Below are 21,666 nucleotides of genomic sequence, written 5' to 3'. Positions count from 1 at the left end.
AAACTCTTTAAACTTCTGTTTGCAGCCGATGCTTCAGCTGTTTTTGTTCCGAATGAAGGGCCATCTCAGTCTCGATCTGCTCCAGGGTGCGGCCTTTGGTCTCAATGACCACGAAGCGGACGAAGAGGAGACCCAGGACACAGATGAAGCCAAAGGCCGAGAAGATGACTCCGAAGCTGAACTGGTCAGCAAGAATAGGGAAGATCAGACCCACAGCCAGCGAACCCGTCCAGTTGAAGGCGGAGGAGATGCCGCCGCCAATGCCGCGTACAGAGAGCGGGAAGATCTCCCCGACGATAATCCAGGTAAGCGGCGCCCAAGAAAAGGCATAACACAGGATGAAGCTGCAAAGCGCGATTAAGGTCACCCAATTGAGTACGCTTGCTTCGACTCCGAATCCGCCGAGCAGAGCCGGCGTGAAGAAGGACAGCGCCATCCCCGCACTGCCCACAGTGAGGATGGTCCGGCGGTTGAATCTATCCACAAACTGCAGGAAGAGGATCGTCGTTAACACGAAAATTACTCCCACGATGACGGTGAATCCGGCAGCCAGCCGCGGAGATAAGCCGACGTTGCGGGCAATGCTTGTGGCATAGTACACAATCGAGTTGGCGCCTTGGATCTGCTGGAAGGTGGCCATGCCGACCCCGATGACTAAAGCCATGCGGAACTTGGAGTGGAAGAGCTGAGAGATTCCGGATTGTTCATGATCGGCAACACCCTCGATCTCGGCAATTTCGGCATTGATCTCATCCTTGGAAGTGCGCAGCGCACTTAGAACTTCACGGGCTTTGCCGCTCATGCCGTTCTTAATCAAGTATCTTGGTGATTCCGGCAGCTTTAGCATACCCAGGAATAGAATAATGGCGAACAAGGCGGCGCTGCCCAGCATTAAGCGCCAGCTACCCGGAACCGGTTCAAAGAGGAAGGCCACAATATAGCTAAGCAGCATACCAATGACAATCATCAACTGGTTTAAACCGGAGAGCTTGCCGCGCATGTGAGCTGGAGCAATCTCAGACATATAGGCGGGAACCAGGGAAGAAGCTGTACCGACCGCAATCCCCAGGAAGATCCGGGCCACAGTCAGAGTCGTTTCGTCCGGCGCAACGGCGGAGCCGATGGCACCAATGAAGAAGATCAGGGAAGAGATCAGAATCAGCTTCCGGCGGCCGAATTTATCCCCCAGCAACCCGCTAAGAATCGACCCGATAATCGCTCCCCCCATCAGCGAAGAGACTACGATACCGATCCAGAGGGAGCTTAGGCTGAAATCGCTTTTAATATGTCCTTCCGCACCGGCAATAATGCCGATATCATAGCCAAATAGAATACCTGCAAACGAGCCGAAGAAAAATATAAATTTGCTCGATACTTTGTTCATCATGTACCATTCCCTTCTTTATGCAGACCGTATCCTTTAAAGGATTCTTGATCTTCAGAAAGAAGTATAGCACGCGTCTTCCGGCGCGGGGTCTGGAATCGTCTTCACTAATTCGGGACGTTCCCGCACTATTTTAAGCTGTCAGAAGCAGGGAAGAGAAGAAGGGTAATGTCTAGCATTATCTTGATTGGTAATCTCAATATAATCCATAACAGCTAAGACTGATCCTTGTATGAGGTGGGAGAGACACCCGTGATTTTTTTGAACACACGGCTGAAATAGTTCGGATCCTTGTAGCCGACCTCGAAGCAGATCTCCTTCAAGGAGAGAGGGGTGGAGCGTATTAAGGCAATGGCCTTCTCAATCCGCAGCCGGGTGACATAATCAATGAACGTCTCGCCACACTGCTGCTTGAAGATTTTACTGAAATAATGAGGGTTCAGATGGACAACTTCCGAGACATCCTCCAGTGACAAGTCCTCCGTAAAGTTCTCTATGATGTATTGCTTGGCCCGGTCCAGCACGCTTAACGTCTGTTCCTCGCGCTGTTCACGCATCTGGCGCAGGGCGGAGGCTACGTAGGATTGCTGAACGTCTGCACCATTTCCATCTGCGGCGCCCGGTGAGGGGAGCAGGACATTCTGCTGCTTCAGCTCATCGAAATGGCAGACCGTCTCCGTCCGCTCCGGCAGCGTAGAGGCAAATACGGCTTCGTAATAGGAGGTGCGGAATCCGTCCGCTCCGCTGTGCAGCGATCCGATTCCGATGGAAGCCTTCAGGCCAAGAGTCTGTTCGCTGACCTGAGTAAGCTGCTCCGAGAGCTGTTTCGTCTGCCGGCGCCAGTCGTGTTCGCTGATTGCAGGCTGATGCAGAAAAATGGCCATGTGCCGGTCGATTAGGGGGCTGACCACTGAGCCGGGTCCATGCGATTTGATGAAGCTGCGGAGATGGTCGTAAATCTTGTTTTTCATCCGGGCGTAAGCCTCACCGCTATAGGCAATAACGATCGCACTCCCCTGCTTAAGAGACATCCCCAGCCAATCAGCGAGTTGTCCGGTGCTGGCATCGGCGCTGTGGTCCAGCATAAGCATCAGCGCCAGCTCATTCTCGGCAACCGGCAGAAGCTGAGAGACCTTGTCACGCAGATCCAGCTCCCTTGCTCTGGACTCGCTCTCTTGTTCAATCTCCCGGACCAGCCGTTGGAATACAGCAATAAGCTGCTCCCGTTTGGCCGGCTTTAAGATGTACTCCTTCGCCCCGAGCGACAGCGCTTCCTGGGCATACGCAAAATAATCATAAGCAGTCACAACAATAAAGCGGGTGCCGGGCAGCCGCTCTTTCATCTCGCGTAACGCCTCCAGCCCGCCGATGCCGGGCATGTTAATGTCCATTATGGCAATATGCGGCCGGTATTTCTCTGCATATTCAATAGCCATCCGGCCGTTTGCGGCATGGATGAACTCAAAGGTGTCCGGCAGGTAGCGCTTCACCATACATTCAAGACCTTCGCGTTCAATCGGTTCATCATCCACGATCAATAACCGGTACATTTGGAGTCCCTCCTTCTTCCCCTACATTAGGAATCTTAATTTGAATGGTCGTACCTTGTCCCGGACTGCTGAATATTTCAATCAGATCATCCCGGTTATAGAAAAGCTGGAGCCGTCTGAACACATTGCGGGTCCCGATGCCGGTGGATGCTTTGACTTCCTGATCTTCCCGGTCTTCTTCGAGGCGCAGCAGCGAGAGCCGGGTTTCCTCTGTCATCCCGGCTCCGTTATCCGTTACTATAATGCAGATGCCCTCCGTCCTCCGCTGGACGATGAGAGAGATCCGTCCTCCGTCCTCCAGCTTGGCCACCCCGTGCTGAAAAGCATTTTCGAGCAAAGGCTGGAGGCTTAATGCCGGAATCCTCACCGGCAAAGCAGAGGGGTCCGCCTCCAGCTCGAACCCGATCCGGTCCCGGAACCGGGTCTGCTGGATCGCGGCATATTCCCGGATATGCGTCAACTCCTCCTGGAGGGTGACGGGCTGGTCCAGCTTCTGCAGGCTGTAGCGCAGCAGATTGGACAAAGAGATAGTCAAATCGCTGGTTTGCTCCGCGCCCTCCAGGAAGGCCAGCTTGGAGAGGACATTTAGCGTATTGAACAGAAAATGAGGGTTGATCTGGCTCTGTAAGGCTTGAAGCTCCAGCTCCTTTACGATCCGCTGCATTTCCAGGCTTTTTTTGTCCTTCTCAATCAGCACGCCAAGATCGGCAGACATTTGCTGAATAGCCTTTGACAGCAAGCCCAGCTCATCCTCCTTGTGCCATTGCAGCTCCGGCTTGATCCCTAAGTCCCCTTTGGCGATATGCTTCGCCATCTCCACCAGCTTGCGGACAGGAACGGTGATACTGCGGGAAGCCCAGACGGCCAATAGAACGCTCATGAGTGTATTCATCACGAACAGAGCAGTCCCGCGCTGATTCATCCGTTCGTTCTCTGTACGAATACTTTCGATAATGGGGCGGTAGAAGGCCAGCTCGGAATGAACCAGCTGCTGGCCGTCTTCGCGGATGAATCCGGCGATTTTCTCCGTCTCCATATAAGACTGGACAGCAGACTGCAGATCTCCGCGCTGGGCCGATGCCATGGAGAGGCGCTGCTGTTCCAGCAACGTGGACACCAGGTTGAGGTAGCTTTCCGGATCGAAGATGTGGGTGGGAGAATTAAGCTTGGGCAACGACTTGATCTCATGCTGCAGCGCCAGCAGCTCCTTCCCGGCAGACTGGAGTTCTGAGGTCTCCGCGGGGTTGGCCAGGTAAGCATAGAGTAAGTGGAGATTGCTTTCCGCCGACTCTGTCGTTTTCTCAATCAGCAGAATCCGCTCCATCATTTCGTCATAGCTGGTCTGTACGATTTTCCCGCTCTGGAACACGAAGTAAGCCACGGAATTGGCGAGTACGACGAGTAGCGGAATGAAAATCAGCAGCTTCATGCGAATGGTCATGGTGTTGTCCCCCTAGGTGCAGACTCTGATCTGTCGGCCTTCAACACATAGGTACCGGTATAGGTTACAGATGGGGGGCTGCTCCCCTGCCAATAGCCGTGCAGCAACTGAACCGCCTGAATACCCATTTCTACCGGCTGCTGAACAATCGTTAGCTTGATGTTCCCTGCATGGACGGCCTCAACTGTCTCGATTTTATCGTCAAAAGCGAAGATCTGCACCCCACCCGGCCTTACGCGCCGTGCAGCATCCAGGATGCCCAATCCGTCGGATGAGCTGAACCCGACCATATAGTTCATATGCGGATACCGGACAAGCATGGTCTGGGCTTCCTGAGCGGCCTGGAGCATCGAGATATCGGAAGTTGCGATTTCAGTGATGTGAAGTCCGGGGTGTTGCTCAATGACCGAACGGAAGCCCTTCAGCCGCAAGCGCTGATTCTCCGCTTGCTCGTTGCTGATCAGGACGCCGATGCTGCCCTGCTGCCCGGAAGCCTCGGCCACCAATTCACCCATTTGCCGGCCGGCGCCGAGGTTGTCGGTGCCCACATAGGCCAGCCGCTCAGAACCGGGCTCGTCCGTGTCCACAGCAATCATCGGGATACCTAGACCGGCTGCTTTGCGGATTAACCGGCGGTATTCGTCGTTATCAATTCCTTGAAACAGGATAGCATCGGCCTTGGCGGAGATAGCCTTATCCAGCAAACGGATTTGCTCTTCAGGATTAATCCGGTCTGGCCCGATATATTCCAGCTCCATGCCGTAGGCCAAGGCCGCCTTCCTGGCCCCTTGCTCAATCGCCCGCCAGGAATAATTGTCCAGCTCCTGTGCAATCAATACGATGTGGACCGGGTCACTACCTGAAGCGGGCTGCGTCTGCAAAGGCTTTACGAGAGTGTGAATCTGAATGAACGAACTGCTGAATTGCAGCAGCAGTCCCACGAACATGGATACAATCAGGACCAAAGCGATGGTCCATCTCCGGTTTGGCATTACAATCTCCCTCAATCATCAACATGGTATTGCCCATTATACATGAAATGGACAAAGGCGGAATATGAAACAGTCCATAGCATGTAACTTCCTATCAAACAATAGCCCGAAAGAGTAGTTTCAGGAGTATTCACCAAGATGTTAAAAAGAGTTGATCCTTTCATGAACGTTTAAAGGCAAAAAGGTGACCGGAACCGATTTACTTAAAATTAAAGATATAATAATTCAAAATATCTAACAGCTTTTATAAGGAGGCACTAACGTAATGGGCATTGATACCGTGCTGTGGAGCAGACTGGTGACAGGCTTGACACTGGGGTTCCATGTTATTTTCGCAACAATTGGCGTTGGGGTTCCGCTAATGATCGCCATTGCTGAATTCATGGGCATTCGTACAAAAGACGCTCACTACACGCTTATGGCAAAGAGATGGGCCCGCGGGTTTGTCATTTCTGTGGCCGTGGGCGTGGTGACAGGTACGGCGATTTCGCTTCAGCTAGCCTTGGTCTGGCCGAATTTCATGAAGCTGGCCGGTAACGTGATTGCGCTCCCGTTATTTATGGAAGTGTTTGCTTTCTTTTTTGAGGCGATCTTCCTGGGCATTTACCTCTATACCTGGGACCGCTTCAAAAAGCCATATATCCACTGGCTCCTTACGATCCCAATTGTTGCCGGTGCCGGGATGTCCGCTGTTTTTATCACAACTGTAAACGGGTTCATGAATCAGCCCGAGGGCTTCGCCATGGCGGGAGGGCAATTCACAGCAGTGAATCCGGTGGAGGCGATGCTGAATACAGCGACATTCTCCAAGGTGTTCCATGTCTTAAGCTCAGCCTATCTGACCGGAGCCGCACTGCTGGCAGGTATTGCCGCATTTGCACTCCTGAGGAAGGGCGCCTCGGAATACCATAAAAAAGCGCTGAAGCTGATGATGGCCGTGGTCATGGTGTTTGGACTTCTGAACCTACTTGCTGGAGATGTGTCCGCGAAATTTTTGGCTGAGCATCAGCCGGAGAAGCTGGCTGCGGCAGAGTGGCATTTTGAAACGGAAAGCGGAGCAGATCTGGTTCTGTTGGGGTGGCTTAACGCAGAGCATGAGGTTCTGGGCGCACTTCACATTCCCAAATTTCTCAGCTTCCTCGCCTTTGGAGATTTCAATGCAGAAGTGACAGGTCTGAATGAATTCCCTGCGGATGAGCGGCCGCCGCTCCTGGTTCATTATTTGTTCGATCTGATGGTCGGTGTAGGGTTCGCATTATTAGGCATTTCATTCTTGTATTTCCTGTTTGTATTCTGGAAGAAACGCAATGAGCATAACAAATGGCTGCTTCGCGCTATCGCGTTAGGTGCACCGCTTGCTTTTGTAGGAGTCGAGCTAGGCTGGTTTTACGCTGAAATTGGTCGGCAGCCCTGGATCTTAAGGGGATACATGCGTGTAGAGGAGGGGGCTACGACATCCCCGAGCGTGAGAATCCTGTTTTTTGTATTCCTGTTGCTGTACATCCTGTTGGGAACTGTATGTGTTCTTGTGCTGCGGCGCATGTTCAAAGACAATCCGGCAGAAACCGAGATGGAGAAGTGGAATCAGCATCCCGGCGACAAATCAACAGGAAAGGGTGAGCACATAGAATGAGTTACGAGCTGATTGGAATTTCAGTGCTCTGGCTGTTTTTATACGGCTATTTAATTGTGGCCTCTATTGATTTTGGAGCCGGGTTCTTTGCCTTTTATGCCCGCCTGACGAAGCAGGATCATCTGATCAATCGTTTGATCTCCCGCTACTTATCGCCTGTCTGGGAGATTACCAATGTCTTTTTCGTCTTTTTTTACATTGGACTTGTCGGCTTCTTCCCGGATACCGCTTATTATTACGGATCGGCGCTGCTAGTTCCGGGAAGTATTGCCGTTATCCTCATTGCGATCCGCGGTTCGTTCTATGCATTTGAGAATTACGGCTCCAAAAATAACATCGTATATCTGTTTCTGTACGGCGCTTCGGGCCTGCTGATTCCCGCTTCCTTGTCCGTGGCGCTTACCCTGTCGGAAGGCGGCTTTATCTTTAAGCAGGGAGAGACCGTGTCTCTGGATTACTGGGCCTTGTTTACGAACCCCTTATCCTGGAGCATTGTAGGCTTGGCGATTGTATCTGTGTTGTTCATCAGCGCCTCCTTTTTGACCTTTTATGCTTCCCGGGCTGAGGATCATAATGCACTGAAGCTGATGCGCACTTATGCGCTGTTCTGGAGCACCCCGACCATTATTACCGCACTGACGGCCTTTATTTATTTGGGCCAGCACAATGCGCGGCATTTTCAAAATATGATGGATTTATGGTGGCTGCTTGCGCTGTCCGTTGCTTTCTTCATGCTTGCTATGTGGCTGCTGTACAGCGGACGCCGTTACGGCTTGGCGTTCATAAGCATCATGCTGCAATTCCTATGCGCCTTCTTCGCTTATGGGATCGGGCAGTATCCTTATATTCTGGACCCGTTCATAACGATCGGGAACAGCATCACTTCACCGGCCATGGGCCTGGCGCTGGTCATTGTGTTCATCGGCGGTATGTGCTTGCTGATTCCTTCCTTGATTCTGGTGTTCAAGCTGTTCCTCTTTGACGCAGATTATGTGAAAGGAAAGAAATAAATGAACAAGACAACAAGCCTGATCGCTGAGCAAATGTCTGGGCAACGAAAACGACTTGTTATACTGACCCTCCTGTCGCTCCTGCTCGGCATTGCGATTGTAAGTCAGGCCGGGCTGCTGGCGGAAGCGGTCCAGCGGGTGTTCGTGGAGAGGGCTTCCTTATCCTCGGTTGCTCTGCTGCTCGCGCTTCTGCTGTCAGTGATGGCGATCCGCACCTTACTGGTATACGCAAACGGAAGAGTAGGCCTAACTATGGCTGCCGACGCTAAGGCAAATATGCGTTCAGCCGTGCTGCAGAAGCTTACCCATGCGTCCATACCCTCAACACTGCGGGGTCAGACGGGGGGAAAGGTCAGTGTGGCGCTGGATGCAGTGGACGAGGCGGACAGCTATTTCAGTCACTATATGCCGCGGATGGCCGAAGCAGCGATCATCCCGGTTCTGATTCTGGCCGTTACGTTTATTTTACATGCGAATACCGGCTTCATTCTGCTGTTTACGGCACCGTTCATCCCTTTGTTTATGATTCTGGTGGGAATGCAAACGAAGAATAAATCCGAAGAAAAGTATGAGCAGCTTGCAGAATTCTCCGGCACCTTCCTGGATTCGCTTCAAGGGCTGGTGACCTTGAAAATATTTGGACAATCCCGCCGCCAGCAGCAGCAGATTGAGCGCAGCAGCCTGGGTTACCGTGATGCGACCATGGATATTCTGAAGGTTGCCTTTACGAATACGTTTATGCTGGAATCCATCGTCATGCTGGGTATCGGGATTGTTGCTCTTGAATTGGCTATTCAACTGCTCGTATTCAAATCGATGCCGTTCCACACGGCCTTTCTTGTTCTGCTGCTTGTTCCCGAGTTCTTTAACCTGCTCAAGAATACTGGAACCGCTTTTCACAGCGGGCGGACCAGTATGGGGGCGGTCCGTAAGGTGGAGCAGATGCTTGCGGATATAAGCGGCGGCACCGGCACACAGCCGGAAGGGGGCGGGCAGTCCTCAGCCAAGCTGCTACGGATGCCGCCATCCATTGCGCTGGATGATGTGCATTTTCATTATGCACCCGGTTCATTTGAGCTTAAGGCTGGGCCCGTATCCATAGAACCAGGACAGCATGTTGCCATCGTCGGCCACAGCGGCTCGGGCAAAACAACCTTGCTCCATCTCATTGCCGGGCTTTTGAAGCCGGTATCAGGGACAGTGAGGGTGGACGGAAGCCCGCTGACGGGGTGGGAGGAAGATTCATGGTTTGAGCAGATGAGCTACATTACGCAGCACCCCTATATTTTTGCCGGCACATTCGCTGACAATATCGCAATCGGTGCCGGACGCAAGGTCTCCAGAGAAGAAATCAGGCAGGCCGCAGAGGATGCGGGACTTGCACCGCTGGTTGCCGGTCTGGAACAGGGACTGGACACCCTTGTTGGGGAGGGCGGCAGGGGACTGTCGGGAGGGGAAAAGCAGCGTCTTGCTTTAGCGCGGGCATTCTTGAAACGTCCGGCCCTGATCTTGTTCGATGAGCCTACGGTAGGCCTCGACTTGCAGACCGAACAAATCCTGCAAAGCTCCATAACCGAGCTGGCTCGAAAGGCAACGATGATCACAGTCGCGCACCGGTTATATACGATCCGGCAAGCGGATCACATTTTGTTTATGGAGCATGGAGTATTGGCGGCGGCAGGACCTCACGACGAGCTCCTTGAACGTGTGCCTCAATATGCCGAGATGGTTGATATTCAGCGAAAAGGAGGGTCAGCATGAACGAACTGGCGATTTTGTCCAAGGCTATGATAGCGGAGCGTAAGGATATTCTCTTATCGATTCTGGGAGGGTTTATTGCGGGCGCAGCCGGTGTGGCTCTCTTCTCCGCGAGCGGGTATCTGATTTCACAGACGGTCTTCATGCCGCCGCTCTATACCTTGATCGTACTTACCGCGCTGGTCAAGCTGCTGGGCCTGCTCCGGGCGGCGAGCCGTTATGGAGAACGCCTTTATTCGCACAGGGCAACTTTTTCCATGCTTAGCCGTTTGCGCACAGGCTTTTTTGCCAGGCTGATCCCTTTAACGCCCGGTATATTGAACAAGAACCGCAGCGGAGATCTGCTGGCGCGGATTGTCGGGGATGTAGAGAGCCTGCAGAATTATTTTTTGCGTGTCGCTTATCCGCCGGTTATCGTCATCACGGTCTTTCTGGCAACCATGGTGTTTAGTGCCTCTTATTCATTCTGGATGGCCTGCCTGTTTGTAACAGGAATGCTGCTGACCGCATGGGTGGTACCGGGAATCGTACTGCTGGGTCAGCGGTCGATACACGGCCGCGTCCGTAAGCAGCGGGCGCTGCTGTCAACGGAAGTCACCGAGGTCTTGTACGGCTTCCGTGATCTGAAGGTGTACGGGCAATTGCCGCAGCGGGAACAGCAGCTCCAGGCGGCTTCGGCAGCACTGACAGCAGAGCAGCAGCGTGCAGCAAGCCATCTTCTGCGCGGACAGGCGATGCACACTTTTGTGACCTTTTTTATTTCCTGGAGTGTACTGACGTTAGGGGCCTATCTAATTGTGGAAGGTGCGCTGGCCGGAGTATTTCTAGCGATGCTTGTCATGGCTTCACAGACGGTGTTCGAAGAAGCCGCGGCCATGGCTACTTTACCTGCTTATAAGCAAGACAGCGAGCACGCGGCCAAAAGGCTGACTGATACCGTATTGACTGCCGGTAATTTACCTGTGCAGCCGGGCCGCACCCTGGCGGCGGGAGAGCCTGTTTCGGTAGAGCTGTCCGGTGTCACGTTCCAATATGAAGAGGAGTGGCGGCCTGCGCTGACAGAGGTGTCGCTACTGCTCCCGGCAGGCTCCAGAACGGCAGTGGTCGGACCGAGCGGTTCCGGCAAATCAACCCTGATCGATCTGCTGCTCAAGCTGCGCTCGCCTGTATCCGGGGATATACGTTTTAACGGCATTTCGGTAGAAGAGCTGGATGAGACAGGCCTTTGGGCAGCGTCTAATGTCGTATTACAGCAAAGTCATTTTTTCCGTGGAACGGTCCGTGATAACCTGCTGCTGAATGGAGAAGAACAGTCTGACGAAGCATTGTTAGAAGCTCTGGCTAAGGCCCAATTGCCGGATATGGCATTAACCGATGTTGTATTCGAAAAAGGAGAGAACCTGTCCGACGGCGAGAAGCAGCGTCTGGCTCTGGCACGGGTGATGCTCCGCAAAGGGCGGTTATGGCTGCTGGATGAACCGACCTCTTCGCTGGATTATGTAACAGAAGGGCGCGTGTTAACCCGCCTCTACGAACAGTCCGCTGGAGATACATTACTGCTCATTTGCCACCGGCTTACCGGACTGGAAGGTATGGACAGGATTATCGTCATGGAGCAGGGCAGGGTCATCGAAACAGGTTCGTATGCGGAGTTAATGGAACAAGAGGGCTACTTGTACCGGATGAAGCAGATTGAGCTGCAAATGATTGGAGCCCCCCTTTACTCCATCCGGGATTAGACGAAGCAGGCTTCGTTTCAACGCTTCTTTTTGTGTTGAGTAGCGGTTTCGCCGAAATACTTTTTGAACGCATTGCTGAATTGTTCCGGGGTGGCAAAACCAGCTTGTGCTGCGATCTCGCCAATAGATAATTGTGTTGTGAGCAGAAGCCTTGAAGCGGCGCCCATCCGGGCTTGCTGCTTCTTATCTTTGAAGGACATGCCATATTGCTTATGAACCATTCGTTCCGTCTGTCTGGTGCTTAGGCCTAATTGATTGGCAAGCTGTTGTAGCGTAATGGAGTTGTAATCATATAAAAAGCAGTTCTCTATCATGAGCAGTCTGCTATCATCGAGAGTCTTCAGGGGAAGGGACGCTATAGTGGTGTAATTCCCTCTATAATGCCTTAACAGGCAAATCACAATCATCTCAAGAATGTTGGTCGCCATCTGATGGACTCCGATTTGCCCGCGGGAGAGTTCTTCGGCAAGCATCTCGAATAAGGCAAGCATTGTACCGTCCTCTTGCCCAATCCAGAAGGGGTTGGCTACCAGCAGTTCGGGGAGAGACGGCTCGCTCAAGTGGGGATGTTTTACATTCGGAGAAACAGAATTTCCGGGCAAAATCTCAAAGAAGATGCAATATTCCGCCATGGGGTCTTTCAGATCGGGAATCTGCTCGTGAACGACATCCGGACCGGTTACAAAGAGCATGCCAGGCGAGATAGGGTAACGGTTGCCTTGTGCAATCAGAGTTCCCTGTCCGGTTGGAATGTAATGCAGCTCATAGCTTCCCTGGCTGTGGCTGTGTGCAGGCATAGCCTTATAGAAGTACCCGAACTTGACATACAATACGTTCAATACCATTGTGCCCAGAGTCAGCTTGATATCCAGATCACCGATGTTAATGTCAGGTAAGTTCATTCTTCTGCACGCTCCCCCTTGTCAAAATGCGACATTCATTGATCTTCCTTGTCATCTCTAAGGATAACGAATCTCACCCTCCATTGATATAATTATTACTGAATATCGATGTAATGTGAGTCATTAGCCCAAACCGCTCAGGAGGAGATCCATTGATGATTGTACCGGAACCAGCACGGATGTATACGAAGGGGAATTATGCAAATGCCTATACAGAAGTTTCAACAGTTCATCCCGGAAATGCATGGCGGGAAGGTATGGTTAGCGGAAACGGGGAGAACGGATATATTACTTCAGGCTCGCCGTATACGGACTGCTTTATTTTTCAGAATATGTGGTTTAATTATCCTTCCAGGGACCCGCGTGCGGTTCCGCAAGAATTGACAGGACAACTGGATGCCGCCAGGCAAAATGTGTACAAGCAGAACGATAAATGGAAGATTACAGATGCTGACGGATCTACCCGGATCAGAACCTTTTATTACAGCTACCATCCGGGGCATCAGCTCCGGTTCAATATACCCTCCCACGGCAGCTTAAGCGGGTATCAGCGATGGACGAATTATGAAACTGCGGAGACAGGGGTGCGGTACAGCGATGAGAATGGGGAGTGGGTCCGTACATCCTTTACTTCTCGTGAGGATAATGTCTCTATTACCCGGATTACAGCTTCTTCTACAGGTGCTAAAGTAAATATAACCCTCTCCATTGATGATATATCCGCGATGAGCGGAGCGAACGAAGGTCATAACGAGCTGAACGGACTGCAATATAAAAAGCTGGTGGACGCAAATGCCGGCGTTCTCGCCCAGGTTGTACATTATCCTTTTTATGCGGGAAGTGAACTGGCTTACGGGGGATACGCCGGCTTGACTCAGGTTGTTGTTGTGAACGGCACCAAAAAGAGAATACTGATGCCGGACAACCATGAAGCAGTGAACGTTGGTCAAGAGGCCAACCCGGCAATCCAGATTAAGGACGCTGATGCTGTGTATCTAATTACGCGCTCATGCAGAACACATACTATAGGAAGAATCGAAGAGTTTGGTGCAATGGCTCACTACAATATTGTAGACGAGCTCTTTGAAGGGACCCATGCTGTTGTTCAAAAATATTCAGCGGCGGATGGTCATTTAGATTATGAAGCGGCCCTGGCTGCTCACACTATGAAGCATTCCGCAGAATTTAATGCAGTGAGCTTCCGTATTGAAGGCGATGCACCTCACAAGAATTCGGACAACCAGACCTTAATCGCTGAGCAACAATCAACCCCGGTAAGGGTTAATCATGCGTTTATGGAGCAGGTATACAATCAGGGGCGGTATGCCATGATCTGCTGCAGCGGTGCAAGCGCTCCACGCTTATATGGAATGTGGACCGGAGAGTGGAATCCTGGCTGGCGGGGGATTTATACGCTGGATGCCAATGTGAATCTGCAGGTGGCAGCCATGAATACTGGTCATTTAACTCACGCAGCGCTCGGGTATATTACATTTTTCCTCCGGAATACTCCCGACTTTGAAGCTAATGCGCGGATGGCATACGGGATGCACGATGCAATTCAGGTCTCCGTTAACTCTGACGGGGACCGGGCCATGCATGTCGAATATGACAATGATTATCCGTTTGAGTACTGGAATGCCGGGGCAAGCTGGTGCCTTCTGCCCATCTATGAATATTGGCAATGTTACGGTAATCAGCAGATACCTCTTCATGACAAGATGCGGATTCATGAGCTTCAGCCCATTCTGAGTGTACAAGATGGAGGCATGAGTGATGAGGAGTTCACCCAGCTGCTAGACAAAGGTTATCTGGATCTTGCAGCAGATATCCTGCTTCCCTTGCTTACCAAGCAGGCCAACTTTTGGGAGCAGATCTGTACACCGGAATATTACACGGATATCAACGGGAAGGCCTGTTATCAGCAGGGGAAAGTGCGGCTTGTTCCGGGAGAGAAATACTTGATTATTCCTGCATATTCTCCGGAAAACCATCCTATTGGGTATAACAGCACAATTACGGCGAATGCCACAATGGATATATCAGCTGCACGAGATGGACTCTCTATGGTTATTGCAATGGAAGGGGAAGTCAAACGCGAGGGTTATGAAGCAGCTATAGCTAAGTGGAAGGCGTTACTTGAGCTGCTGCCGAATTATAAATATGACTACGATGGTGCTTTGCGCGAATGGGCTATGAATGAATATACAGAAAATAACAACCATCGTCATTTGAGTCATCTGTATCCGGCATGGCCTGCTTATGAGACACAAACCGATCCTGCGCTGACACGGGCAGCTAAGATAGCGATTGATAATAGAGACCGGTTGAATACAGGCGACGATACAGCAGGGCACGGCTGGATGCATAAGGCACTGGTGCAAGCCAGGTTGAAAAATGGTGACGGAGTACTGTCATCCCTTCTGCCCATGATGAGAGATGCGGCTTATTACAGCTCCTTAATGACAGATCATGATTCTAACAGAAGATGCAACTGTTATTGTACGGATACCTTATTCGGTACCGTGGGAGCTATTAATGAAGCGCTGTTATTCTCGAATACAGGTGAAATAGAGATCCTGCCAGCGTTGCCTTCCGATTGGCTGACGGGTTCTATACATGGGCTTATGGCAAGAACCAGGGCTGAAGTCAAGACATTAACCTGGAATCTTCCTGCCAAATCGGTGCATCTGGTACTGCGTTCCCACAGGAATGAGAACGTCATCCGGTTAAGCGCGGGACTTCCTTGGACAGAGGCCCGGATCAACGGGGATAGGGCGGATGTGTTACAGGATTCACGGGGGAAATATATCCAAATCACACTAAGTGAAGGAACAGAGGTTACAGTGGCGTTTGAAGTGTAAGAGAGACGGGCCGATTCCAAAGGCTGTAGATCCGCCGATTAAGGAACGGCCTGTCCGGTTGCAAACTCAAAGCACGGCTATTGCAGGGAACATGAAAAGCAGCATTCCTCTCTTCCTCTAAACGAGGAGCGGAGACAATGCTGTTTTTTGCTTGTGCTTAAAGGGATTACAGAGTCAGAGCAAGGATTTGTGCCATTAAATTGCTGCGATTTAGTTAAAAAAGGCACATGCAGCTTAGCCAAAATGGGGTTAAGCTAGAGTTATATCTCCGTTTAAGGGTAATAAATTTAATGAGGATTGGAGGACACCAACCATGAAACAGCTCTACATCAAGCAAAAGGTATTCAGCATAGGCGAGAAGTTCACGGTGAAGGATGAGCGGGAGCAGGATGTGTATTACGTGGAGGGCAGCTTCATGCGGATTCCCAAGACCTTCTCGGTTATGAATGCCGGCGGAAGGGAAGTTGCACAGATTACGAAGAAGGTGTTCAGCTTCCTGCCCAAGTTCTTCGTGGAAGTGGATGGCCGTGAGGTATTGACGATCAAGAAGGAGCTGTCGTTCTTCAAGGCGCGCTATTCGATAGATTCGGCGGATATTGAGGTGCACGGGAACTGGTGGGACATGGATTTCCAGGTTTTGCAGCGCGGGGCCGTCGTCGGGGAAGTGAACAAGAAGTGGTTCACCTGGGGAGACAGCTACAGTGTGCAAGTGCTCAATGAGGAGCTGGAGGCTATCATCATCGCGATTGTGGTTGCCATTGATTGTGTGAAGAGTGATGAAGCCTCGGCTTCTAGTCAGTAGTTATTCTTCCAACGATCCGGATAGGTGAATATAAGTGAGATCAGTTCCTTCGGTGAGTCCGATTTCATTAGTAAAGGATTCGTCAGTAAAGGATTCGCCGTGCAAGACTTTCTTAGTACCTGGTGCAGTATAGGTATCACTTGAGAAGAAGGAGCTGTTGGTTACGGTCTGCGTCTCAATGAAGCGCGCTTCAGTCAAAGGGACAATGCTTGTAGCCACAATTAGCGTTACATCACTCCGCACAGCCATATTCCGGTAATCAGCCGGTGGATACCAACTGGCAGTGCAGCCCCCGATCCTCCTATTCCGGTGATGATTCCCACCCCGGTCCCTTATAAGGTAGCCGGGCTGGGCCACCTGATAAGGGAGAACAAGCTGAACTGATGCGGAAGCGAGTAAGGCAGCAGCAGCCGCACCAGGACAATGGCCCAGAGGATGACAAAGGTGTACTTCGGCAAGGTGTTGCGTCCTATTGCGCGAACTGCGGCAACCGCAACAATCAGCAGCGAAGCAGAAGCGCTCATAGCTCCGATGCCCATCTAACTCTCCTCCTGTTCCAAATGATCCACCAGCTGCTTTAAACGGCTGATTTCCTCTGCGGATAACATCTTACGGTCCAGCAAAGAGGCGACAAGCTTGTCAGCAGCACCGCCATACATTTTATCAATCAGCTCCAACGTTTCCTGCGCCTGCGCCTGCTCTCGGGTAATTAGCGGCTTGCAGACGAACTGGGGATCTACGCGCTGAATGGCCTCTTTCTCAATGCATTTCTTGATGACGGTGTATGTGGTAGTCTTGCTCCAGCCAGTCTCCTGCTTCAGGATTTCTGCGATCCGCTTCGCTGTTGTTTCCCCGAATTCCCATAATATCTGCATGACCTTCAGTTCAGAATCGAACAGCTTCACAGCCATTTCTGCACACTCCTCTTCCCTTTATGAATATTTTACGCTCATAGTGGCATGAACCACCCGATGCCTTCTTGGCAAGCTTCTCAGTATATATAACAGGAAAATAATCAGAACATCGCCTTTCCCTCCCTCAACCAGCAGCAGCCAGCCTAAGGCAACTAATCCTGCCACAGCGAGCAGCCCCCATGACACGTGAAATCTGCACAGATATTTATAGATCCATAGGGTGAACAGCCCTAAGCACAAGATGAACAGGATGTTAAGAGGTTCTCCCCAAGGGTCAGGCTCCATCCCATATATCCGGGGTACAGTCACACCGAACAGCAGCATATAAGGGAGCTGAGATATCAGCGCAAAGCCCAGTAATCTTGCTATGTATCTATGCACATTACGGGTATGTATGAATCCCAGCACGATACAGTACATAAAGATCGGGGCAGCTAGCCTGCCAATCAGGCTTGAGCCGAATGAGAGAATGGTGTACAAGACCGACCAGACCTCTGATTGCCCGGGAAATGTACGGTTTAACACATAGTGCCTCCAGGGTACGGCGCGCCTTCGGTTCTATTGCAATAGAATATTTGTATTTATTCTATCCCAGTAGAATGGTGTTGTCAATATTGTGCAACTAATCTGCCTTGTAAGCATCTATATCAGTAGCTTCCAGTTCTAACCATTCTGCAATACTCAACAGGAGGACATTCCTTATGCAATTACATCATTATTTTCTTCAAAAGCACCCGCTCACGGCGGTTCTGGCCGCAGGCCTGATCGCACTGGCTGCTTGTTTCGGACTTGGCGGGGCCACGGCCCATGCCGACCGCTGGGAGATCTTTGACCAGGGTGAGCATTTATTTTTGCCGGAGGGGCCGGTAGAGGTGGATGGGGCGGTCATGGTGCCTCTTCGTTCCATCGCGGAGCGGTTTGGTTATACGTTCGTGTCGGTGAACAACAAGGAGATTGTGCTGACTCCTCAAGAGGGGCTTAGAACAATCATCCGGCTGGGCACCAAGACGGCCTTGCTCGAATATGAAGGCGGTGCCAAAATACAGCTCATGGCACAGATTCCGCGCAATTTTAACGGAGCATGGTTTATTGATCTGGCATTAGCTGGAGCGATGGGCGGCCAAGGCCACTCTACCGTTCCCGGCACTAACTTCATTCAGCTTCGTCCCGTATCTGGGGATGCGAAGGAGCAACTGGAACGCCAGTATTGGTTCAGCTTCAAGGATAAGGGCCAGACCGTATTCGTGAACAACCAGGGGCAGGAGAAGTTGCAGACGCTATATACTTCCCCGCTGGACTTCGGTTATGATGACCTGCTTCCAGTGAAGAAATCCGGTTATACAGCCGGATACATGAACCGTGCAGGGGAGCTTGTCATTGATGCTCCGCACTATCAGCTTGGACTGTTCAGTGAAGGACTGGCCTGGTTCAAGGATCTGGTCAACACTGAGAACGGTGGAGTCACTGTACGAATGGGATACATGAACCGTGCGGGTAAGGTTATTATTCCGGGGATCTACAATCGGGCGGAGGATTTCTCGGACGGGCTGGCGAAGGTGACTAGAGCAGGCAAAACCTATTATATTAACCACAACGGCCAGATGGTGATCCCGCCGATCCCCGGGCTGCAGAACAGTGAGTCCTTCTCGGATGGACTGGCGGTTGTAACCGTACGAACCACGGCAGGCGGCAAAAGAGTCCTCCGGACAGGCTTCATTGACACCGCAGGCAAGTGGGTGATCAAGCCCATCTATGAGTCGGCAACCCCGTTCTCGGAGGGAATTGCTACCGCAACTTTGAACGGTAAAAGCGGTCTCATTGATACCGCAGGCAAGTGGATTGTGAAGCCCCAGTATAGCAGCGGCAGTACTTTTCTCGGACAGTTCCGGGACGGGCACATTCTGCTTACGCTGAGGGGCGAGCATGATTATACGCATCGTCTTGTCGATACCAAGGGGAAGATCATCACCGTTCCGGGAACCGGCCAGCTTGCAGGATTCGGTGATGGTATTGTCTCGTATAATGATACGGGCGGATATGGCTTCAAGACTGTCGCAGGACAGGTGATTGTAAAACCCATGTACTCATATATGTGGAATTTTAAAGCTGGGGCGGGCAAAGGGTTCATTGATTATAATGATGTCTACGAAGCTCATCTGATCAATAAAGCTGGTAAAGTGGTGTGGAGCACCGGCATGTTAGAATAGATCAATTATGATCCCGCATAGATCATTGTTTTGGGGCAGGGGGTCTATTAGAATTTGGGGGTAAGCAATTATGTGGATGTGAAGGAGACGGTAATATGCTTAGATTGGTCAATGTGGAGAATGGTACGGTCAAAGGCTTGCCCGCAGCCGATCCCCGGATTACGAGCTTCAAGGGAATACCGTTCGCAGCTCCGCCTGTAGGCGAGAACCGCTGGCGGGCACCGCAGCCTGCCGAAGACTGGGAAGGCGTGCTGCAGGCCCACGAGTTCGCACCGGTCTCCATGCAGGTCAGACAGGAATTGGATGATAACAATATCTATACCCGTGAATGGGCAGTGGAGCCTGATATTGCGATGAGCGAGGATTGCCTGTACCTGAACGTATGGACCCCGGCCAAGCAGGCGGACGAGAAGCTCCCCGTCTATGTATGGTATTTCGGCGGCGGGCTGCAGGTAGGCCATCCGGCAGAGATGGAATTTGACGGCGAACGGATTGCCCGCAGAGGGATTGTGGTGGTGACGATTAACTACCGGCTGAATATCTTCGGCTTCCTCTGCCATCCTGAGATTACGGCGGAATCGCCGGAGGCGCCCGCTAACTTCGGCAACCTTGACCAACAGGCGGCAACCCGCTGGGTGAAGCGCAATATTGCAGCCTTTGGCGGCGACCCGGACAACATTACCATCGGCGGACAGTCAGCAGGCGGCGGCAGTGTCATGAGCCAGCTTACCTCTCCGCAGAACGAAGGATTGTTTCAGCGTGCGATTGTTGAAAGCGGTATCTTCACGGACCTGTATCCAGGTACCCTGCTGCCGCCGCTCCGGGGAACGCTGCAGGACGGGGAGCAGGACGGAATTGAGTTCTTCAAATACTTAGGTGTATCCTCACTGGCAGAAGCGCGGAAGCTGGATGCAGTCTATCTGCGGGACAAGGCAGTAGCACTTGGCGGCTTCTGGGGGACTGTTGCCGACCAGAAGTTCCAAGTGGGGAATCCGTTCGATCTGTTCGTGCAGAATAGACGCCTGAAGGTGCCGGTTATGCTCGGCCATACCTCCTCCGAATTCTTCAGCACTCCGAATGTGCAGTCCTACGAGGAGCTCAAGCAGCTTGCGGCAGACATGTTCGGGGAAGATGCGGAGACCTTCCTGAAGCTTAGCGGCGCACGGCCGGATGCCGTTCAGGAAGCGGCGGAGCGGGCAGCGGTAAGCGGGATCGAACACGCAATTCGTATTGCCGCGCAGGCGAACGCGGATACCGGAGGCGAAACGCCGCTCTATTACTATAACTTCGATGCGGAGATTCCGGGATGGGATAACCCGGGCACCTTCCACTCGGTAGATCTGTGGTTCTTCTTCGAGACGCTGGCCAAGTGCTGGCGGCCGTTTGTCGGCAAGCATTATGATCTGGCCCGCCAGATGTGCAATTATACCGCACACTTCATCCGTACCGGTGACCCGAACGGCCAGGATTCTACAGGCGAAGAATTGCCGCGCTGGGAGCCGTACACCCCGGAAGCACCTTACGGGATGCTGTTCGCAGACAAGGCGGAGTTCTCTAGAGAACAACCAGGCGCTATCATGAATTTTCTGGTGCAGCAGTATTTCAAGAAGGCTGGCAGCCCGGTCTGAGATGGACGTGATTCAAGCTGGCTGCTAACGGGCAGCGGCCGGAAGCCCGATAAGCTCTGGATTCACGGCGGCGAAGCCCCGGCCCTGGCCTGTCTCTGGTAATTTCGCGGTGTACACCCGGTCACCTGCTTGAATTGCCGGCAGAAATGCTCCACATTCGGATAGCCGCACCGTGCGGCGATATCGGCGATGCTCTCGGCGCTGTGGACGAGGTATTCCTTGGCCATGCGGACGCGGCTGTTAATGACATCTTCCATGCAGGAGAGTCCGAAGTTTTTTTTGTAGATACTCTGGAGATAGCCTGGACTGATCTCAAGCACACCGGCCATTCTGGCCACGGTCCAGTACTCTCCGGGGTTCGTCTGAATGAGCGTGCGCAGCTTCAGCAGCTTATAGTATTGCGGGGTAATATTGTCCTGGAAATAGGATTCCCACAGCTTGTTGAACAGCGCGCGCAGGAGCAGATCGATGGAGGAGGCTTTGCAGTCCCCGCCCATATGGTGCTCGCTGGCGAGAAGTTCAAGCAGTTTTTGGCAATAGTCAGGGTCGCTAAGCGCAAAGGGGATACCTAGGGGAAGCGGAGATTCCGTAACATAAGGCTCATTGGATTCAAAGCGGATCCAGTCATTAATGAACTGGCTGGCGCATGCCTGATAATACACTTTCTGCTGCGGCTGGTAGAGAACTACGCTGTGGGCAGGGTATTGCTGGAGTCCGCCATGCACCCAGAATAGCGCCGGAGTCTTGGTAATGACCAGGAGCCAGTGCGCACCAGCGGGAACATCTACAACGAAGTTAGAGGCGTGTATCGTATTGCACTCGACATAGTGAATAAGGGCCAT

At 52.0% G+C, this 21,666-nt stretch carries 17 protein-coding genes; 8 read left to right on the top strand and 9 right to left on the bottom strand.

The window, feature by feature from the left end; all coding sequences use genetic code 11:
- Nucleotides 1-7: 7 nt before the first annotated feature.
- The 4 genes from C162_RS08530 to C162_RS08515 form a co-directional block, all read right to left on the bottom strand.
- Nucleotides 8-1,387 (bottom strand): sugar porter family MFS transporter, encoded by a 1,380-nt coding sequence (locus tag C162_RS08530; protein WP_036693509.1) that lies wholly within the window; start codon nt 1,385-1,387, stop codon nt 8-10.
- A gap of 212 nt (nt 1,388-1,599) precedes the next feature.
- On the bottom strand, nt 1,600-2,934 hold the full coding sequence (locus C162_RS08525; protein ID WP_036693508.1) for a response regulator transcription factor: 1,335 nt from the start codon (nt 2,932-2,934) through the stop codon (nt 1,600-1,602).
- Nucleotides 2,909-4,375 (bottom strand): sensor histidine kinase, encoded by a 1,467-nt coding sequence (locus C162_RS08520; protein WP_036693505.1) that lies wholly within the window; start codon nt 4,373-4,375, stop codon nt 2,909-2,911. The genes C162_RS08525 and C162_RS08520 overlap by 26 nt, the downstream gene beginning before the upstream one ends.
- Complete coding sequence (locus C162_RS08515) at nt 4,372-5,367, bottom strand: substrate-binding domain-containing protein (protein ID WP_036693503.1); 996 nt, start codon at nt 5,365-5,367, stop codon at nt 4,372-4,374. Before C162_RS08515 ends, C162_RS08520 begins: the two co-directional genes overlap by 4 nt.
- Before the next feature lie 265 nt (nt 5,368-5,632).
- Here C162_RS08515 and C162_RS08510 point away from each other — a divergent pair, with 265 nt between their 5' ends.
- From C162_RS08510 to cydC, 4 genes are read left to right on the top strand one after another with little or no spacing between them, the layout of a single operon-like run.
- Nucleotides 5,633-7,000 carry a cytochrome ubiquinol oxidase subunit I gene (locus C162_RS08510; protein ID WP_036693502.1) on the top strand — a complete coding sequence of 456 codons (1,368 nt, stop codon included), beginning with the start codon at nt 5,633-5,635 and terminating at the stop codon, nt 6,998-7,000.
- Entirely contained in the window at nt 6,997-8,010 is a 1,014-nt protein-coding gene (locus C162_RS08505; RefSeq protein WP_036693500.1) for a cytochrome d ubiquinol oxidase subunit II, read from the top strand. Before C162_RS08510 ends, C162_RS08505 begins: the two co-directional genes overlap by 4 nt.
- Nucleotides 8,011-9,771 carry a thiol reductant ABC exporter subunit CydD gene (gene cydD, locus C162_RS08500; protein ID WP_036693499.1) on the top strand — a complete coding sequence of 587 codons (1,761 nt, stop codon included), beginning with the start codon at nt 8,011-8,013 and terminating at the stop codon, nt 9,769-9,771.
- Nucleotides 9,768-11,507 carry a thiol reductant ABC exporter subunit CydC gene (gene cydC / locus C162_RS08495; protein ID WP_036693497.1) on the top strand — a complete coding sequence of 580 codons (1,740 nt, stop codon included), beginning with the start codon at nt 9,768-9,770 and terminating at the stop codon, nt 11,505-11,507. Before cydD ends, cydC begins: the two co-directional genes overlap by 4 nt.
- 17 nt (nt 11,508-11,524) lie before the next feature.
- Here the strand turns inward: cydC and C162_RS08490 are convergent, their stop codons facing one another.
- A complete protein-coding gene (locus C162_RS08490) occupies nt 11,525-12,409 on the bottom strand; it encodes an AraC family transcriptional regulator (RefSeq protein ID WP_036693496.1) in 885 nt (294 codons plus the stop codon).
- Between the two features lie 155 nt (nt 12,410-12,564).
- Here C162_RS08490 and C162_RS08485 point away from each other — a divergent pair, with 155 nt between their 5' ends.
- Together C162_RS08485 and C162_RS08480 are read left to right on the top strand one after the other, a co-directional pair.
- A complete protein-coding gene (locus C162_RS08485; protein ID WP_036693494.1) occupies nt 12,565-15,273 on the top strand; it encodes a glycosyl hydrolase family 95 catalytic domain-containing protein in 2,709 nt (902 codons plus the stop codon).
- Nucleotides 15,274-15,586: 313 nt separating this feature from the next.
- On the top strand, nt 15,587-16,075 hold the full coding sequence (locus tag C162_RS08480; protein WP_036693493.1) for an LURP-one-related/scramblase family protein: 489 nt from the start codon (nt 15,587-15,589) through the stop codon (nt 16,073-16,075).
- Nucleotides 16,076-16,407: 332 nt separating this feature from the next.
- Here the strand turns inward: C162_RS08480 and C162_RS08470 are convergent, their stop codons facing one another.
- From C162_RS08470 to C162_RS34245, 3 genes are read right to left on the bottom strand one after another with little or no spacing between them, the layout of a single operon-like run.
- Nucleotides 16,408-16,614 carry a hypothetical protein gene (locus C162_RS08470; protein ID WP_036693490.1) on the bottom strand — a complete coding sequence of 69 codons (207 nt, stop codon included), beginning with the start codon at nt 16,612-16,614 and terminating at the stop codon, nt 16,408-16,410.
- On the bottom strand, nt 16,615-16,986 hold the full coding sequence (locus tag C162_RS08465; protein ID WP_036693488.1) for a BlaI/MecI/CopY family transcriptional regulator: 372 nt from the start codon (nt 16,984-16,986) through the stop codon (nt 16,615-16,617). It lies immediately after the preceding gene.
- Nucleotides 16,987-17,007: 21 nt separating this feature from the next.
- Nucleotides 17,008-17,514, bottom strand: coding sequence for a TraX family protein (locus tag C162_RS34245; RefSeq protein ID WP_051493320.1), 507 nt, complete (start codon nt 17,512-17,514; stop codon nt 17,008-17,010).
- A 176-nt stretch (nt 17,515-17,690) separates the two neighbouring features.
- Here C162_RS34245 and C162_RS08455 point away from each other — a divergent pair, with 176 nt between their 5' ends.
- Nucleotides 17,691-19,196 carry a WG repeat-containing protein gene (locus tag C162_RS08455; RefSeq protein ID WP_036693486.1) on the top strand — a complete coding sequence of 502 codons (1,506 nt, stop codon included), beginning with the start codon at nt 17,691-17,693 and terminating at the stop codon, nt 19,194-19,196.
- A 95-nt stretch (nt 19,197-19,291) separates the two neighbouring features.
- On the top strand, nt 19,292-20,824 hold the full coding sequence (locus tag C162_RS08450) for a carboxylesterase/lipase family protein (RefSeq protein ID WP_036693484.1): 1,533 nt from the start codon (nt 19,292-19,294) through the stop codon (nt 20,822-20,824).
- A gap of 62 nt (nt 20,825-20,886) precedes the next feature.
- Here C162_RS08450 and C162_RS08445 read toward each other — a convergent pair whose 3' ends face one another.
- Nucleotides 20,887-21,666, bottom strand: coding sequence for a helix-turn-helix transcriptional regulator (locus tag C162_RS08445; RefSeq protein ID WP_036693483.1), 780 nt, complete (start codon nt 21,664-21,666; stop codon nt 20,887-20,889).

It is taken from the genome of Paenibacillus sp. FSL R7-269 (assembly GCF_000517865.1).
Lineage (GTDB): Bacteria > Bacillota > Bacilli > Paenibacillales > Paenibacillaceae > Paenibacillus_AQ.
This window is presented reverse-complemented; position numbering and strand designations above follow the sequence as displayed.

Bases quoted from the DNA above. Each gene is read 5' to 3' on its own strand.
- cydC (WP_036693497.1), top strand. From the start codon at position 9,768: ATGAACGAACTGGCGATTTTGTCCAAGGCTATGATAGCGGAGCGTAAG.
- C162_RS08480 (WP_036693493.1), top strand. From the start codon at position 15,587: ATGAAACAGCTCTACATCAAGCAAAAGGTATTCAGCATAGGCGAGAAG.
- C162_RS08510 (WP_036693502.1), top strand. From the start codon at position 5,633: ATGGGCATTGATACCGTGCTGTGGAGCAGACTGGTGACAGGCTTGACA.
- C162_RS08450 (WP_036693484.1), top strand. From the start codon at position 19,292: ATGCTTAGATTGGTCAATGTGGAGAATGGTACGGTCAAAGGCTTGCCC.
- C162_RS08455 (WP_036693486.1), top strand. From the start codon at position 17,691: ATGCAATTACATCATTATTTTCTTCAAAAGCACCCGCTCACGGCGGTT.
- C162_RS08520 (WP_036693505.1), bottom strand. From the start codon at position 4,375: ATGACCATTCGCATGAAGCTGCTGATTTTCATTCCGCTACTCGTCGTA.
- C162_RS08505 (WP_036693500.1), top strand. From the start codon at position 6,997: ATGAGTTACGAGCTGATTGGAATTTCAGTGCTCTGGCTGTTTTTATAC.
- C162_RS08515 (WP_036693503.1), bottom strand. From the start codon at position 5,367: ATGCCAAACCGGAGATGGACCATCGCTTTGGTCCTGATTGTATCCATG.
- C162_RS08525 (WP_036693508.1), bottom strand. From the start codon at position 2,934: ATGTACCGGTTATTGATCGTGGATGATGAACCGATTGAACGCGAAGGT.
- C162_RS08445 (WP_036693483.1), bottom strand. From the start codon at position 21,666: ATGGCCCTTATTCACTATGTCGAGTGCAATACGATACACGCCTCTAAC.
- C162_RS08490 (WP_036693496.1), bottom strand. From the start codon at position 12,409: ATGAACTTACCTGACATTAACATCGGTGATCTGGATATCAAGCTGACT.
- C162_RS08465 (WP_036693488.1), bottom strand. From the start codon at position 16,986: ATGGCTGTGAAGCTGTTCGATTCTGAACTGAAGGTCATGCAGATATTA.
- C162_RS08485 (WP_036693494.1), top strand. From the start codon at position 12,565: ATGATTGTACCGGAACCAGCACGGATGTATACGAAGGGGAATTATGCA.
- C162_RS08530 (WP_036693509.1), bottom strand. From the start codon at position 1,387: ATGATGAACAAAGTATCGAGCAAATTTATATTTTTCTTCGGCTCGTTT.
- C162_RS08470 (WP_036693490.1), bottom strand. From the start codon at position 16,614: ATGGGCATCGGAGCTATGAGCGCTTCTGCTTCGCTGCTGATTGTTGCG.
- cydD (WP_036693499.1), top strand. From the start codon at position 8,011: ATGAACAAGACAACAAGCCTGATCGCTGAGCAAATGTCTGGGCAACGA.